The 17,404-nt window shown below is 55.6% G+C and carries 9 protein-coding genes; 4 read left to right on the forward strand and 5 right to left on the reverse strand.

Translation table 11 applies throughout. The annotated features are described in order from the left end of the window. Positions 1-73: 73 nt before the first annotated feature. Complete coding sequence (locus DMG62_10955) at positions 74-2,218, reverse strand: glucan 1,4-alpha-glucosidase (GenBank protein PYY22991.1); 2,145 nt, start codon at positions 2,216-2,218, stop codon at positions 74-76. Between the two features lie 385 nt (positions 2,219-2,603). On the opposite strand from DMG62_10955, the gene DMG62_10960 reads away from it, so the two are divergent. Further along, positions 2,604-4,949 carry a glycoside hydrolase family 2 gene (locus DMG62_10960; protein PYY22992.1) on the forward strand — a complete coding sequence of 782 codons (2,346 nt, stop codon included), beginning with the start codon at positions 2,604-2,606 and terminating at the stop codon, positions 4,947-4,949. 208 nt (positions 4,950-5,157) lie between these two features. Here DMG62_10960 and DMG62_10965 read toward each other — a convergent pair whose 3' ends face one another. Both DMG62_10965 and DMG62_10970 read right to left on the reverse strand, forming a co-directional pair. Further along, entirely contained in the window at positions 5,158-7,431 is a 2,274-nt protein-coding gene (locus tag DMG62_10965) for a folate hydrolase (protein PYY23009.1), read from the reverse strand. Positions 7,432-7,632: 201 nt separating this feature from the next. After that, positions 7,633-8,445, reverse strand: a complete 813-nt coding sequence (locus DMG62_10970; GenBank protein PYY22993.1) for a hypothetical protein — start codon at positions 8,443-8,445, stop codon at positions 7,633-7,635. 155 nt (positions 8,446-8,600) lie between these two features. Between DMG62_10970 and DMG62_10975 the strand changes: the two genes are divergently transcribed. The 3 genes from DMG62_10975 to DMG62_10985 all read left to right on the forward strand — a co-directional run bounded on the left by DMG62_10975 (position 8,601) and on the right by DMG62_10985 (position 14,701). Next, the gene (locus DMG62_10975) at positions 8,601-9,326 is read left to right on the forward strand and encodes a hypothetical protein (GenBank protein ID PYY22994.1); all 726 of its coding nucleotides are present in this window, start codon (positions 8,601-8,603) and stop codon (positions 9,324-9,326) included. 405 nt (positions 9,327-9,731) lie between these two features. Beyond that, entirely contained in the window at positions 9,732-13,256 is a 3,525-nt protein-coding gene (locus DMG62_10980) for a hypothetical protein (protein PYY22995.1), read from the forward strand. A gap of 167 nt (positions 13,257-13,423) precedes the next feature. Continuing rightward, positions 13,424-14,701, forward strand: coding sequence for a transcriptional regulator (locus DMG62_10985; protein PYY22996.1), 1,278 nt, complete (start codon positions 13,424-13,426; stop codon positions 14,699-14,701). 232 nt (positions 14,702-14,933) lie between these two features. On the opposite strand, the gene DMG62_10990 is transcribed toward DMG62_10985, so the two are convergent. Together DMG62_10990 and DMG62_10995 are read right to left on the reverse strand one after the other, a co-directional pair. Continuing rightward, positions 14,934-15,473 carry a hypothetical protein gene (locus DMG62_10990; protein ID PYY22997.1) on the reverse strand — a complete coding sequence of 180 codons (540 nt, stop codon included), beginning with the start codon at positions 15,471-15,473 and terminating at the stop codon, positions 14,934-14,936. Positions 15,474-15,561: 88 nt separating this feature from the next. Continuing rightward, the coding region (locus tag DMG62_10995; protein ID PYY22998.1) for a hypothetical protein at positions 15,562-17,404 on the reverse strand (1,843 nt) is incomplete at its 5' end.

Genomic DNA, 17,404 nt, shown 5'->3' on the forward strand with positions numbered 1-17,404 from the left:
TTCGCGCGACGGTCCCACTTTGGCACAACTTATCGTGCACTTTTCGCATTTTGAAAATCGGTGCGATGAAAGATCAGTGAGTTCCGCCCTGCGTCTTTGGCAATTCCGTCCGTGACGCCCGTCGTTGAGCAAAGTGCTCGCTAACGATGGCCGGCGTCTCTGGCAGTCTCTTGTCTTCGGCTGCTACTGCAAGTCGGACAAACTGTGCACAGGTCCAGTTCAGCGGAGTCGCAGAGCCAGTCGCCTCGCCAAATTGGAACCGGTTCGGATCTGGAGAATCCTTTCGGTCCCAAACCTGTTCGCCCAACATGTGTCCATTATTGGCCATCTTCTGCATGGCATCGAGATAAGGCGCAGGATCCTTTCCCGATGCGACCGCATACTCGCCGCGCTCGCCTACGAGCAAGACCCATAAGCGGCCAATCCCCACTTCGTTATAGCCATGTCCGTCTGCCTGTTCACCATAGCCATCGTGGTTGTAGCGATACCAGACTGGACCATTTGGACTGTCGACTTTGATCACAGTATCAACCACTCCGAGCGATTTCTCGATCAGCGGATCGCCCGCGGATCGAATCCCAAGACGAACCAGCTCAAGAAATCCTGCGTCGACGATTTCACGCTCATCCCAAGTGCCGCCTTTATTCGCGATGTTGATGATTTCCCCAGAGTTCGGCTGTCCATGCTGGCTCAAGCGCAGAAAGTAGCGATCGGAGTACTTCCCGTTCTGGGTCACAGTCCAGCTTTCGAGCTTACTTGCCCAGTCATCTGCAACATTAAGCCATTGCACGCGTGCATCGTCGTCATGATTCATTTGAGCGATTCGAGCGGCGCAAACCAGGCCGGCGATTTCGGCAGCGATCGTGGAAGGAGAGTATCCCGACTGCTCTTCCCAACGCTCCTGCGGCGAAGATGGACCGTTTTTCACGATAAAGTTGGCTGCCAGCTTCACATGCTTCTCATAAGTTTGGGAGTCGGTGCGTCCGAGCTGCCAGGCGAGAATCAGCGGATAGGAAACCTCATCCATTTGCAGCGAGCCCCAAAATGGGCGGCCATCGAGCCATGAGTTTTGCGGGAATGATCCGTCTGGCTTCTGCTGGACGTTGAACAGATAATTCAAGGCTCGGTCCGCAGCTTCTTTGTCCCCGATCGCATAAAACGCTGTTGCGACTTCGTACAGGTCGCGCGCCCAAATCAAGTGATATCCGCCTACCGAAGGCTGGTCGGCGTCAGTTTCCTCTCCCCACGGAATGGTGAGCGACGCTGCGCCGGCACCGCGATACGTCTTGTCCTCATGCGCTTTCATTACCATCGCGGCGATCTGGTATTGATCGCGATACTTCGCATCAACTGGCTTCAGCGTGCCGATCCAGTCTCGCCACCCTTTTGCGTACTCGGTATAGGCGTGCTCATAGCCCTTCTGCAGAGATTTTTTAGCAGTCTCGATGGCCACTTCGCCTTCGGATCCGAATGCAACGGCAATCGTGAAGTTCACATCGCGAGTTGCCGCCGAAGGAAGTTCTGCCATCTGCACGACGTTGCCATCTTGCGCTCTCGGATAGAGATTTTTCAGCGTAAATGATTTCTTCAGATCAACGAGGCCATCACTGGTTCCGAAGTATCCGCTAGTCGTCTTAGTAAATGGCAAGCTGCTGGCAAGAGCCGATGCGATGCCATTATCGGAAGCAACTAGCGAGTCGTCGATGCTATAGCCGGTATCGTGCATTCCGCTGTTATTAATCGAAGGATCGTAGAGCACATACAGCTGGACTGGGCCGGACTTCAGTCGCTGAAAACGCACCTGAATCAGCAGAGCATCCCGTTCCGGATCAGTGATGTACGTTTTGGTAATGCGATAACGTCCAGCCTTGGATGTATTCACCTGACGCAAACTGAGCACTTCCGTATCCGGCACTTCGATTTGGTGCGTGGTATCTTCCGATTCGCGCTCGACCCAACTCTTGCCGTCGGTGACAACAAACTCCAGCAGGCGCGTGTTGGCTTTGTCGACTGTCGGGTAATAAACCTCGTTAAGAACCCCATCCGGCCCTAGCGTGAACCAGACGTGTGAACTCAAGGAATTCGAGGTGCCTACTCCCTGCTTGTTGCCGCCTGTCCAGTGAGCCATTTGGCCAGGAGCGCCGGGAGCAAGCTGGGCATTCGCGGATAACAAGGGGAAAACCAAAGAAAGAAACAGGACAGCGCAACGAACCCTCATTTGTCAGATTCTGGCACATGCCCAACGGAAACGGCAATGAGAGCGACGGAGCTCAGCTTCTTGAGATCATAAACAGCCACTTCCCTGCATCAGGGTAAGCAGCAGGGAATCTTTCCCGAAACGAAAATCCTGGTTATGAAACCCGCATCAATACTTACGATGCTCATCGTCTAGGGAATCAGCAGGGAATCTCCTTCGCTGATTTCCTTTGATATCGTCCTTCCGGCTGGCTGTTCGCATGATGCGATGCAACCGTTCCTGCTAATTCTTGCTACGACGCTTCAGATCAGTCTGTCAACTGCTATTGTGACGTTCAGCGGTCTTGCCATTGACAACTGTTTCTGAAACACTGTCCCGCTTTCACTTCTCACAGGATCGACGATCGATGAATCGAAGAGACTTTGTGAAAACCGGATCGGCGGCGCTCGCCGCTATTGCGCTTCAATCCGAAGCGCTCACTCCTCCAACCCCTGAGAGTCCGTATTCTGGACGAATCGTCTTCCCTCTCAATCGCAATTGGCGATTCAACGCACAGCGTTTACCGAACGACACTGCAATCGACTTCGATGATTCGAAATTCGATCAAATCACGATTCCGCACACCAACAAGAAATTGCCGTGGCATAGCTTCGACGAGAAATCGTACCAGTTCGTCTCGATCTATCGCCGCAAGTTCCGGCTGCCCCCCGAAGCTCGCGGACGGCACGTCTTGGTGGACTTCGATGGAGCCATGACCGCCTCCACGGTATGGATTAACGGTCAGCGCCTCGGGGAATACAAAGGTGGATATACTCCTTTCTCCTTCGACTTGACGCAACACATCAATTGGGAAAGCGATAACTTGCTGGCTGTGGAGCTTGACTCTAGCGAGCGCCCCGACATTCCTCCCTTCGGCGGGCAAATCGATTACCTGACCTTTGGGGGAATCTACCGCGACGTGAAGTTGCGCCTGGTGCCATTCGTGTATCTGGAAAATATTTTCGTGAAGCCCGGCGATGTTCTTTCTGATCGGCCCACCGCTGCTGTTTCGTGTTTCGTGCGACGGATCGAGGCTCAACCGACCCCACTTGTCCTGCAGGCGGAACTACGTGATGGTGATCGCGTCATTGCTCGGGCCGTCCAAGCAATTCCTGCGGGTCCCGCCTCAGTAGAACCAGTAGCGCACGACATCAGGCTGAGCAACTTGGGTTCGATTCGCAAATGGGATTTGGAGAACCCCTATCTCTATACCGTGGTTGTTCGAATCCTGCAGAATCATCCGATCACTGATTCAGACCAGCGGCGTTTGTCAGTGATCGACGAAGATCGGCGCCGCTTCGGCTTTCGCACTGCTCGTTTCACGGATCAAGGTTTCGAGCTTAATGGTCAGCAGGTGAAGCTGCGCGGTCTGGACCGCCACCAGACATTTCCGTTCGCCGGTCAGGCGATGGCCTCGCGAGGACAGCGGCGTGATGCGTACATCCTGAAACGGGAACTCAAGTGCAACATCGTGAGAACATCACATTATCCCCAGTCTCCACACTTTCTTGACGCTTGCGATGAACTTGGCCTCTTGGTCTTTGAAGAAATCCCAGGATGGCAGCACGTTGGAGACGACAAATGGCAGGAAATCTCGATCGACAATGTTCGTCGCATGGTTCGACGCGACTGGAATCATCCCTCGATCATTCTCTGGGGAGTTCGCATCAACGAATCGCACGATTATCACGAGTTTTATGTCAAGACGAACGCGGTAGCGCACGAACTCGATCCCACTCGGCAAACCGGGGGCGTCCGGTATTTCTACGATTCGGAATTTCTCGAGGACGTCTTCACTATGAACGACTTCGGATTCCCATTGCGTCTTCCGAATCATCCGAACTACTTGAACACGGAATTCTGCGGCCACACTTACCCGACCAAAATGAACGACTCAGGCGAGCGACTCGCGGAGCATATTCGTCGCCATGCGAGAGTGCACAACACGATCGCAAGCAACCCGCAATACGCCGGCGGCTTGGGCTGGTGCGCCTTCGACTACGACACACACGAGGAGTTCGGGTCAGGCGATCGCATTTGCTATCACGGGGTCAGCGACATCTTTCGCCTGCCCAAGCCTGCAGCTTTCTTCTATCAATCGCAATGCGATCCTTCGGAGGAAATCGTATTGGAACCGGCCTTTCAATGGTCAGCCGCGGACGACTGGAGCCAGGTGATGGAGACTGCAATCGTCTGTTCCAACTGCGACCATCTCAAGTTCTACGTCGGCGACAAGCTGGTTTCAGAAGCGGATCCCGATCGCGCTACCTTCGGTAACCTTCCGCATCCGCCGTTCACGGTGAATCTGCACAAGGGACCGAAGAAGGGACCTCTCAAGATCGAGGGATATATAGGAGGCAAGAAGATCGTTGAAAAGCTTTACGCACACGAAGGTATCGATCGGCAACTTCTGCTATCGGCGGATGACAGCAAGCTCGTCGCCGATGGAGCTGACAGCACCCGTATCGCCATGCGCGTTGCTGACGAATATGGCAACTTGCGCCGCTACTCTACAGCCGCGATTTCGCTTAGCCTTGAAGGTCCAGCGGACCTCATCGGCGAGAATCCATTCAGCCTCTTTGGCGGATGTGGCGCTGTATGGGTTCGGGCAGGGCAGGAGGTGGGGATGGTTGTGCTGAAAGCAAGGCATCCCGTTTTGGGAACGAAGGAAGTGCGTATCGCTTTGGAAGCTGCCGAACCCGAGCGCGTGTGAGGACAAATTTTAGGCGTGCTGGTGTAGGGAGGGCATCGGCTTCAGCCGTGCCATCGAGGAGTCGCTAAATTCCCCGCTTTAGCCGCTGAGGCTCTCGATTTCGAAGTCGGAACGCATACAAAAGACACCCCACGGCTAAAGCCGGACAGATGGCAATGCCTGACTGTGGCACGGCTAAAGCCGCTGCCCTTCCCCCATTTCGATGGAGCTACTTCCCCTGATCCAACACCTCCAACTGTCTGGCCGCGTCCTCGATCAGATCGGCTTCGTTCTGCAGGACTTTGCCGACCGTTTGGGCTCCTTGCTCGGCCTGCGACCACTTCTTCTGTTCGATGGATTCACGCACAACGGGAATTGTTTTCACTCCATAACCGGTGTATGCGCCAGGGGCGTAGATCTGATTCTTGAACCACGGCCGCTCTGGAAGGCCGTTCTCATCAACAAACGCGCGCTCAGCCTCAATCAACTTCTCATTGAGCTTCTGCACGGCACTATTCGAGTAGGCTGCACCGCCATGCTCCTGCGCCCTCGCCAGAGCCTTCTCGAAGTGATCGGCGCTCCGCTTCATCGCTGTGCTGCCGTTTTCAAGCGGAGCAAAGTTGATGAACGGCGGCACATCTTCCCGTTTTGGAGCAACCATCGGATGCTCGGGATCTGATGTCGCGTCGTATGCGCCCTCGTCCAATTCCTGATTGACTTCCTTCTGTTTGTCCTGCTCCGTCTTCAGGAGCGTTTCGACTTCCCTCACATAGCGCGCGATCGTGTCCGCCGAATCGCCAAAACTGAGCGGAATCAAATCGGCGTCAGCCATTCGCATTACCGCTGTCCCCGCTAACTGAGCAAGGGCGGGGCCGTAGACAAACTTCGTATCGGCAAAGTGCGTGTACCAATAAAAGTCGTCATAGATCGAGTGATAGACCCCGCCTCCTCCACCTTCACCTCCAAATCCGAGGTTTAAGGCGGCGATTCCGGCATGATCGAGGAAGGACCCATAATCGGACCCGCTGCCTAGTGCTCCGATGCGAATCTCGTTAGCCCGGCGCAATTCACTGCGCTCTTCCACTCCGCTGGATCGGGCGATGCGCTCCAGACGAGCACGCTGCCACACGCTAAGGTTCGGCTTCTCCGGATCCTGGATGTCTCGACCAACATCGTTGATGAAGCGCTCCAATCGATGATCGCCGGAAGCTCGCCAGTAGCCACGACCATTGCTGTCGGAATTTACATACATCACAGCGCGCTGGCGCAGCTCCTGCAGATGAGTCTCTACCCATTCCGTCGAGCCGAGCAGGCCGGGCTCTTCGCCGTCCCACACGCAATAAATGATCGTGCGCTTCGGTTTCCATCCCTGCTTGAGCAGCTCTCCCAATGCGCGACCCTCTTCCAGGACTGCTGACGTTCCCGAAATGGGATCATCCGCGCCGTTCACCCAGGCATCATGATGATTGCCGCGGATCACCCATTCATCCGGATATGTCGATCCCGGAATTCGCGCAATGACGTCGTACAGAGGCCTCATGTCCCAATTCGACTTCACGATGAGGTGCACCTGCGCCGGTCCTGGTCCCAGGTGATACGTAATCGGCAATCCGCCGACCCACTTCTCCGGCACAACCTCGCCTCCGATGGCGGCCAGCAAGGGCTGCGCGTCCTCATATGAGATCGGAAGTACCGGAATCTTCTGAATGACTTTGCTCTCGCTGATCGCGAGCCGCTTGGCGTCCTTGGTGGCGCCCACACCCGGAGTGAGCGGGTCGCCTGGATAATCGGTATCTTCCAGACTGCCGCGCTGTACGCCCTCTTTGGGACGGAATGCGCCCTGGGGAAATACGTTTCCCCGAACGTAACCGTCATCTGCCGGATCAGAGTAGATGATGCAGCCTTTGGCGCCATGTTCGTACGCAACCTTGGGCTTGATGCCGCGCCATCCATCGCCGTAGCGCGCGATCACGATTGCGCCCTTCACGGAGACGCCCTTGCGTTCGAGTTGCTCGTAATCGTCGCGCATTCCGTAACTGACATAGACCAGAGGACCGGTCACGTCACCATCAGCCGAGTAAGCGTTATATGTCGGAAGTTGTTGCTGCGTCTGGGCAGAAGTCGGATCGCCGGAGACCGGCGGCTCCTGCAGCTTGGCGCGATACTTCGTCGGCGCGATCAGTTCAAGCAGTCGCTCTTTCGGTGTCGGAAATAGGACGTCGAAGGTCTCAATCTGCGCGTCGAAGCCCCACGATTTGAATTTCGCCAGCATCCACTCGGCGTTATCTTTGTCATAAGCCGAGCCCACGTGATGCGGATAAGCGCTCAGCCGGCGCATATTCTCGCGCAGCTGATCAGGAGCAGGGATCTCGCGGAACTTCTGCTCCCAGTCTCGTTCCACGCGCGAAGATTCAGTTGAGTAGCCGATCAGAGTTTTCGGCGCGTTGCTCGTCGGTCTCGTTTCCTGCGCCGTGCTGTATGGAACGAAAGTGAAGATAAGAATCCAGGAAAGCAACGATCTGAATGATGACAATGCTCCCTCCTTGTGTCTTGACTTCTTTTTGATTCATGTTGTCCTCGGAGAGACGCAGCATGCTGCGTCTCTATCGTGGGATGGCTACTCGCCAAGCCTTCGCCAAATCCTTCCACCCCACCAGCACAAAACCCTGATCCTTCAAGAACTGACGAAACTCCGCACTCTTGATCATATCGAGATCACCGGCCCGAGCGGCTGGAGCATGTTCTCGTAGGTCTTCAGCCATTGCTCTGCTGGGACTCCCGGAGTGATCTGCAAAACTTCGTCGACCAGGCTCTCTGATGGCGCCAGCGCAAGCTGCTCTGCATTCTTGGCGCGCTTCAGCGGAATTGGGAGGCGATAATCCTGCGCGACCTCGCGATACATCTGAATCAACTCAGGAGTCCCGAGGAGCGCGCCCATGTGGGTATCGAGATGTGTGAGAGGAATGCCCAGACTGCGCGCCCGATCAATTTGCGCACGCAGCTCGCCTTCAACTTCCGCAGGTTTCGCTTGGCGCGCGACCTGGGTCTCAAGCAGCGGAAGATATCCCTGTCCATCGAGCAGGCTGGGGACTTTGTCTCTTGAGCTTACAGGTCCCCAGCGAAAATCCGTCCACTCGCTGTTGAGCGCCTGATGAATTCCCAAATCGGCCTGCGGATGCGACTGCGCCCAGCGGGCGACCTCCGGCAGCCACGGACACGGCACAAGGATGCTCGCCGATGTTACCCAACCATTCTCCAGCGCTTCAGAGATCGCGCGATTCACCGAATGCGCCATTCCGAAATCGTCGGCATGAATGATGAGAAGTCGAGCCGTAGCCGGATACCCGAGCTTTTCCTGGACAGTGGGCCCGGTTTTTGTGGAAGCCGCTTGTGGTGACTGCTGCGCGGCGAATGGCAGACCCAACAGCAATCCCAGGAGGAATGTTAGCCGCATCATTTTGAAAGCGAACAGTCTAAACCCTCTCGCCGGAGTTGCATACTCGCGCTCCAAGGTCATACATTTATTCGCATGACCGATTACCAGCCTCACAATCAAACTCCGGGAAATCCGTTTGAGTTTGGAATCACGCTGCTGCTTTGCATTGCCGTATCCGCAACTGTGGCAGTCCTGATTGCAGGCGTTGCCTTCCTGGTTTACCGATAACACACAAGATGGCTCCAACCGCTCCGCTAATTCACTGGCCGCAAGGCAGCACAGTCAATGTCGAGATGTTCTGGCGCTGGCTGCACATCGTAAGCGCCATCCTCTGGATCGGCTTCCTTTACTTCTTCAATCTCGTCAGCACAAAGTTCTCCGCTGCGCTTGATCCGGCGACTCGTACGCGCGTGCTTCCACAGCTCATGTGGCGCGCACTCAATTGGTTTCGCTGGGCCTCGCTTGTGGCTGTGCTAAGCGGCTTTGCCTATTTCGGCCAGATTGCAGGAGCCGAAGCTAAGAACGGACATGGGAATGCCGGAGCATTCTTCGGCAGTTGGATCCTGATCTGGATTTTTGTCTGGATCATCTTTTATGCGTTGCTGCGCGTCGGGAACTCAGCCCTGCTCTACAGCGGATCAACGGCGGTCATTATCGCAGCCAGCTGGTTCTTCCTGCATTTGAATTCGCACGGCTGGGAAAGTAATCGATCGCTCTCAATCGGAGTCGGCGGCGGAATGGGATTGTTCCTGCTGCTCAACGTTTGGGGAATAGTGTGGCGAGCGAACAAGAAGATCCTGCGGTGGATGGAAGCCGCCAGCAAGGATGGCTCGCCGATGCCACCCGAAGCAGCCACACTCGCTCGACAAGCCGCGCTGACATCGCGTTTCAGCTTTTACCTGACGTTCGTCATCATCTTCTTCATGGCCGCCGCCAGCCACTTCCCGCTCTTCGGCGTGTAGTTGCAATTCGTTGAGCACGCTGGTGCATCTCCTCCACTCGTATATGAATAGCCGACAGTTTGTCCCTCGGCATTCATACCTAACATTCCTAACACTGCGGGGGGCCGCAAAGTAGTTCAGTCACCACCAGATCGATTGGGACGAAACGCCTGTCCGATCTTGGCTAAAGCATTCCTCCCCGCTCTGAAATATTCCATATTTTGAATACTGCATTCCGAGAGGCATATTTCACAGGCTGTCCCACGCCAAAGCATTCCGTCCCCTGTGGAAATCCGGGATAAGTTGTTGTGTTTTCAATGCCGGATTGGGACTAATCGCGAAACAGAAAGGCAAGGCTTCTGCAAAAGGATTAAAGCGGTGGTTCTAGAAAAAAGTTCGACTTGAGACGTACGCCAGGAGGAACGGATGCGTTATCGCTTGGGGCTGCATGTGGCTTTGATGTTAACCCTTCTATTAGCACTGACGGCATTGGCCCCCGTCAGCCTCGGTCAAGGAATTGTGACCGGTTCTCTTTCGGGAATTGTCGTCGATCCCCAAAGAGCGGTCGTGCCTAGTGCCAGGATCACGGTACAGCAGGAAGGAACGAATGTCGTAAGGACAACTCAGTCCAACTCGGCGGGATTGTTTGTTGTCTCCAATCTGCCCATCGGGACATACCGGGTGATGATCGAGGGTACCGGGTTCACCAAGCTTGAGCTTGGACCGGTCCAGGTGGCCGCGGGAAAAGACACCGCACTCGGAGAACGAGAACTTAGGGTGGGAGCGACCGAGACTACGGTGAACGTAGAAAGCACTGCCACTCCAATCATTGAACCTAGTACATCTCGAATTACCACCACGTTCGAATCGCGCAAGATCACAGACCTTCCCATTGGAAACGCGGTCGATTACACCGTGTTGTTTGCGCCCGGCGCCGTCTCGCAAGGCAATGCGAGCTTCGGCAACAACAACGGCTCCATTGCTGCAGTGAACGGTCAAAGAGGACGCTCGATCAACTACCAGATCGACGGTCAGGCGAATAACGATAATTCGGTTACGGGGCCGGCACTTGGCATAAGCAACACCGACGCAATCGCCGAATATCAAGTGATCACCAACTTCTCTGCGGAATACGGCCGCAACAGCGGCGCCGTGGTAAACGTGATCACCAAGAGTGGAACCAACAGTTATCACGGAACAGTATTCGAGCAGTATCGCAATTCCATTTTCGATTCACTCGCACATGAAGAGAAGGCGCCTCAGCCCTTCGGCACAGGGATAGTCAACCCGCCGAAGTTCATCGAGAATCACTTCGGTGCCACTGTAGGTGGGCCGGTGTTGAGGGACAAACTATGGTTCTTTGGCGCAGGCTTGGGAGACAGGATCCGTACGGCCGGCTCTACCGTAACCAGCCAGGGTGCGATCACGCCAACTCCGACCGGCATGGCGCAGCTTGCAGCTGCATTTCCAAACAGTCCGGGCGTGGCCTTGCTACAGAAAATCGGTCCGGTGGCAAGCAAGCTGGGAAACCCTGTATTCACGCCGACTCGGACGCTTATCGTGAATAACGGAACAGTGGCGGTGCCGATCGAATTTGGCACCGTGGCCCGCGCTGTCTCAACTCCTCAAAACATCCAGCAATATCTGGGACGCTTCGACTGGCAGCTCTCCGGCAAGGATCAGGTGTCGGGCCGCTACGTGATCAATGACGCCCAAAGGCCGCTCGGCTCCGCTGCCAACACGGCGTCAGGCTACCGCGTCGATCAGCCCAGCCGTTCGCACCAGGCTTCGCTCGATTGGACTCGCCAGTTCACAAACTCATTGGTGAACCAGGCGCGCTTGAGTTATACCCGCCAGCACGTCGGCTTCGAAGGTGGAAATAGTGGATGCGTGGAAAACAACATCACGGATTGTCCTACGACAGCCGGCTTCTCCAGCGCGAGTGGGTTGAACCTTCTTGTCCTCGGTTTGGCCAACAACATTCCGCAGGATCGCAACGTCAACAACACACAGTGGCAGGACAACGTTTCCTGGCTTGTCGGAAAGCACAATCTAAAGCTCGGCGGCGAGTACGACCAGCAGCGCTCGCCTAGCACGTTTCTTCCCGATGTGAACGGACGATACACCTTTACAGACACGACGGTCGCAGGCGCTACAACGTTCACGGCTTTCGACAACTTCATCCGCAACGCTCCTGCGGCATACAACTTCGCGGACGGGCCCGCAAAGTTTAACTTTAAGGAGAAAGACACCGCGGGTTATGTACAAGACGATTGGCACTTTCGCGAGAATCTGACCCTGAATCTGGGAATGCGTTGGGAGTGGACGCAGCAAGCGTTTAACCTGCTGCACGATCTGACCGTTGCGCAACAGACCGGACCGAATCCGTTTTGGAACACCAGCCTGCCGCTCAGCCTTACAACCGTTCCAAAGCTCCCTCAGGACCTGAACAATTTCGCTCCGCGAGTGGGTTTTGCCTACACTCCTCATGGTTTTACGAAGCTGTTTGGAGAGGACAAGACAGTCATTCGAGGTGGATACGGTATCGCATATGACGAGGCGTACTACAACATCTTCCTGAACGTCGCAACCTCCGCGCCTGTCGTAAATGCCGGCCAGCTGAGCACCGGCGCGGGACAAGTCGTTCCGGGCCTGCCTTCGTCTGGCTTCACCGGCAAAGACGTCCGGGCTGCCACGCTCAGCTTCATCCCGAGGGGCGTTGATCCAGGGTTGCGCACGTGGACAAACGTCGCGCCGAACTTTCGCAATCCCTACGTTCAGCAATGGACCCTGGGGATGCAACGAGAAGTATCGAACAACGTCGGCTTCGAAGTTCGTTATGTTGGCAATACCGGGGTAGGTCTCTATCGTTCGATTAACGGCAATCCCGCTTTGAAACCGCTGATCAACGCAGGGTTCGCCAGCATCATTCCTTCGGGGCTGACTCCCTGTGGTACTACTGGAGCTCCTGGATTCGCGCAGGGTTACGTGGATTGCACGAAAACAAACGTCTTTACGCGTGCGAATGCCTCGCGCTCCTATTATGATGGCCTCCAGACGAGTCTCAATGTCAAAAACTGGCACGGGCTTACGAGTCTGGTCTCCTATACCTGGAGCCACACGATCGATACCGTGAGCGAGGTTTTCAACGCGAACGGCGCCGCGGGCGCGGGACTGGTGGCAATTGCTCCGAACGTGTTTGATCCAAGCTCGTCTGAGCGCACCCGAAGCTCACTCGACTTTCCCAACAACTTCGCAATTCAATTCATCTACGACCTGCCGTTCCGCAGAGATCAGAGCGGAGTTGTAGGCCATTTGCTCGGTGGATGGCAATTGAATTCGAACTATCGCTACAATACTGGAGAGCCCGCCACCCTCTACCAGTCGCATCAGGCAACCACCTTGTGCGATCCCACGAGTACGGCCAGCACCACAATTGATACTTGCCGTCCACTGTTGACCAACGCAGCTGCGCCGTTTACTACAGTCGGACGCATCGCCTCGATTACCGGCGGATCAGCCAACGTGGTGAACATAGCCAATTGCACCGGCACTCCCGGCGGAGCAACCTGTCCGTTTGTTCCCATGAACTCAGTACATTTCCTGGTGGCGAATACGCTTTCGGCGCAGTTCTTCGGCAGCCCTTTTGCCCGAATGGTTCCGCGCAACACTGAGCGCGGCGACTACATCAGCAATGCAAACCTGAGTATGTTCAAAAATACGAAAGTCACCGAGAGACTCACCATGCAGTTCCAGGCTACCGCCTATAACTTCATGAATCGGGAATTTCTCGGCGTGCAGGACACCAAGGTGACCAACGTATCCAGCTCTCCCAGCTCAAACACTTTCGGAACGAACCTCTTCAACGCCAGCGGTGACGGTAGCCCGAACGTCGTTCAGAGCGGACTTGGGAGACGACGTCTTGAGTTCACGATGAAGTTCATCTTCTAGTCTTCAAGCGCAAACATCTCCGGCCGGCCGCAAGGCCGGCCTTTTTCTTGCTCTTCGTATCAATCGATCATTGACGTCTCCGGTGATTCAGAAAAACCCGACTGCTTTAGCGCAGAAGATTTTGCAAGCGCGCAACTGGTATAGACGTAGCATGCTACGTCTCCTCCATGCGCGCGACGAGCACCAAACCGTACTGGTTCCCCAGCTGCATAGAGACGCACACTCCGCGTCTCTATCATCCGTTAGATGTAGAATCGCTTTTCGCTGTGAATACGAAGTTAATTCCGGTCGAAAGAACTTCGGGCTCCGCCCGTCGCCAAGGCGTGCCCTTGCTCGACTTATCTCGCCAATACGCAACGCTGCGGAAGGAAGTGTTGGCCGCCGTCGAAGCGGTTTGCGATTCCCAGCATTACATCCTGGGCCCCGCCGTCTCCGACTTTGAGACGCGAGCAGCCAAGTTTCTCGGAGCAAATTTCTGCATCGGGTGCGCCTCGGGGACTGACGCAATCTTTCTGGCTTTGGCCGCCGCCGGCATTGGACCTGGCGATGAAGTCGTCACTACTCCTTTCAGTTTCTTCGCCACGGCGAGCTCGATTACGCGAATCGGAGCGCGGCCAGTGTTCGCCGACATCGATCCGAATACCTACAATCTCGATCCCCACTCGGTACAGAGCCTCCTCGATCACCATGTCCGGGTGAAGGCAATCCTTCCAGTCCATCTCTATGGCCAGTGCGCCGACATGGATGCACTCGCCAATATTGCAGAGCAATCCGGGCTAGTTCTGGTGGAAGACGCGGCGCAGGCGTTCGGAGCGACTTGGCGTGGACGACGTGCTGGAACTCTCGGTCAACTGGCGTGCTTCAGCTTCTATCCTACAAAGAACCTGAATGCCTTTGGAGATGCCGGCGCCGTAACGACGAACGATGAAGATCTAGCCGCAAGAGTTCGATTGCTTCGAGCACATGGAAGCCGCCAGCGCTACTATCACGAGGAGATTGGCTGGAACAGCCGGCTCGATTCGGTTCAGGCTGCCGTTCTTTCGGTCAAGCTGAAGTATTTGGAGAAATGGAACCGGCAGCGGCAGCAGCACGCGGAAACGTACGCAAAGCTCTTCCGAAAAGCAGGATTGGGTCATCCCGATTCGCCAGTCCGTTTGCCCGAAACGGATCCGAACACTTCCCACATCTACCACCAATACGTAATCCGCGCGCAACGACGCGACGAGCTTCGCCGATTTCTCACAGATCGTGAAATCGGTTCGGAGGTCTTCTACCCCGTGCCCCTGCATCGCCAGAAAGCGTTTGATTACCTGGGATACGGCGAAGGCTCCGTGCCGATTGCTGAGGCTGCAGCCCGCGAGGTGCTCGCCTTGCCGATGTTCGCTGAGCTTCGAGACGACGAATTGCGGATTGTCGTGGACGCCATAGCAGAGTTCTATTCCTAGGCCGCCCGGGCAGGTGTGCGTCAGCCAAATCCCCTGGTTTTCCCTACTGAGTCTCGGAACAGGGAAAATAGCAGGGAATAAACCAGGGAATTTTTTCTTGGAAGCGCAAACCCCCATAGATACTGGACAAAACGAATCCGCCCAGGGAATAACAGGGAATTAACAGGGAAACTTAGTTCGGCGCGGGTTCTCAGATTTACCAGTCCCGCACTCTTCTGCCATTGAGCGCGCATTAACATGAGCGAATACCTATCAGCGAGTTCCTAAGAGTCCAGTCCGTCCAGAAAAAAGGCATTTTCGACGTGATCCCCAAATCTAAAGGACTTACATCGCGAGGTCCCACGAGATCCCATGGGATATCCCACCAGCCTCCTGGAATCTCCGTGGGATATCCCAGAAACCTTGGTGGGATCGAGGTGGGATATCCCACAACCTCAACATGGGATCTCGCAGGGATCACTTTCGCGCTGCGAGCAACTCCGCTCACCCGCATGTCGCGGCGAGGAAAAGTGGCAAAGCCGCGCTTGCCGCGCTGAGAGACGGCAGAGCCATAGCCGAGCGTGGTGGTACAGGATTGTGCTTCCCTTAAGCATCCACTCGCCGTTCCTGAAATGGAAAACTCGCGCAACATCGTTCTTCGCATGATGGCGCTAACCGGGCTCAGAAGGCAAGCTTCATCCGTTGCTCGCACAAGTTCCTCATCCAGACGCAGCAACGACTTACAAGCCAAAGAAAAAATATTTGCGGAATCCGTTGCTCCAGGAAATTTCATTCAGGCAAAGCAGGCTGCGCTCTCCAACCCTCGTAAAAAAAGGCCAGCCTCTCCGGCTGGCCTTGACATGAAAACACTTCCTGCGCGACTACCAGGCGAGTTTCAATGACATACGCATGGAACGTCCAACGGAGTTCAGTTGCGTAACGTCAAGGAAAGTGCCTGCGCTGGAGCCGTTTACGGTCCGGTTTGGCACGCTCGTCAGGTTCACTGTGTTCATCGCATTGAGCATCTCCACGGCATACTGCAGCTTGAATCGTTCCGTAATCGGGAATGTCTTGCGGATGTTCAAGTCGAGCCGGTCAAGACCCTTGCCGTGCACTGAATTGCGACGAACTGTATTCCCTGTAGGTAAACCAGTGGCCTCAATGAAGTGGACCGCGCTTGCGGCTACGCAAGCGTTGCCCGCATCAGGATTGGCATAGCCCGTGGCGCAGGTGGAGCTGATGACCGCCCGCGTGTTGAGTGGGGCGGACAAGTTGCCGATGTCTGGCCGGTCGGGAGCAGCCTGGCCATCTTTGTTTCGGTCGGTTCCGTTGTGGACAGTGTAGGGGAATCCGCTTTCGAAGCGCTCGATGCCCGCCAGCGTCCAGCCGCCGAGAATCTGACCAAGCACGCCCGTCTTCGGACCGCGAAGATCCCACACCCAACTGATCACTGAGCTGTGGCGGAAGTCGAAGTCGGAGTCGGCATAGTCAATCCGTGGGCTCACGCCTAGAACCTCAGAGACTGACTGGAACGAGCTCGCGTTCGACAGCTGATTGAAGACATCGCTGATCTCGTCCAGCGAATGCCCGTAGGTGTAGTTCGCACTTAGCAGGAAATTGCCAAGCGGAGTCGAAGAGAAGTTACGACGCACCTCAGTCTGCAGTCCGTTGTAATTGCCATTCGCCGATGAAGCTCGAATGGTACGGATGCCCTCGCCCTGGCGGATCGCAATATTCGCCGCCGATGTGGGAGCCGTAATCTGCAGCTCCGGATGCAAACGGTCGCCCGTGGCCGCATTCACTACAGGGTTGACGTCGATCGTCCGATACTGCTTTTTGGAGATCGATCCAACGTAGGAAACGTCCAGGATCAAGCCCGCCGGCAGCTCGCGTTGCACACCCAGTGACCAGCGATCGGTATACGGGTTCACCAGCTTTTTGGGGAACAGATTGGATTGAGCTGTCGCTTTCGTCAGCGGCGTTGGCTGAATGCTGGGAAAGAGCCCGCTGAAGTTCGGAGTCCCTCGAGTCGCTGCGGTCGTCACCGACGAAGTAATCGTGCCGCCGATGGCGTTCGGAGTCGATCCCGCGATGTTCGAAAGCAGATTGTTGAACTGCGAATCGTAAGTCGTCTGGAAGCCGCCACGAATTACAGTCTTGTGCTCTCCAAACAATCCGTTGCTCGGGCTCCAGGCGAAGCCGACGGTTGGGGCAAAGTTGTTGTTGTCAGGATCCACCTTGTGGGGAGTCGCAAAATTCACCGGATCATAGTTGGTGAACGCCGCGATGGTGAAGATGTTCGCCGGAGTGCCGTAGTTCTCGTAGCGCAGCCCCAGGTTGAGAGTCAGGTCTGTGGTTACTTTCCAAGAGTCCTGGAAGAAGTACGACTGGCGAAACAGGTTCGGATAATAAACGGAATTGCCAAAGAGCCGATTCAGGCTGCCGCTGCTGCCTCCGAAATCGTCGATGAAATTGCCGAAGGCAGTGGCTCCCGTGCTGGAGCCGTATGTGAGCGAACCGCGCTCGTTGAACGGTGGATGCTGGCGCGCAAGCTGCCGAAGGAAGTCCCCACCAAACTTGAAACTGTGCTTGCCGCGAACAACGGTTACCGCGTCCGCATACTGCCAGTTATTGGCGAAACGGAACTGCGGGATATTAGTGGCGAGGCCGAAGCCGGCAATGCCGCTGATGGCATAGCTTTGCAGGTTGTTGTGAAAAGCGTCG

The organism is Acidobacteriota bacterium (genome assembly GCA_003225175.1).
In the GTDB taxonomy this organism is placed as follows: domain Bacteria; phylum Acidobacteriota; class Terriglobia; order Terriglobales; family Acidobacteriaceae; genus Gp1-AA112.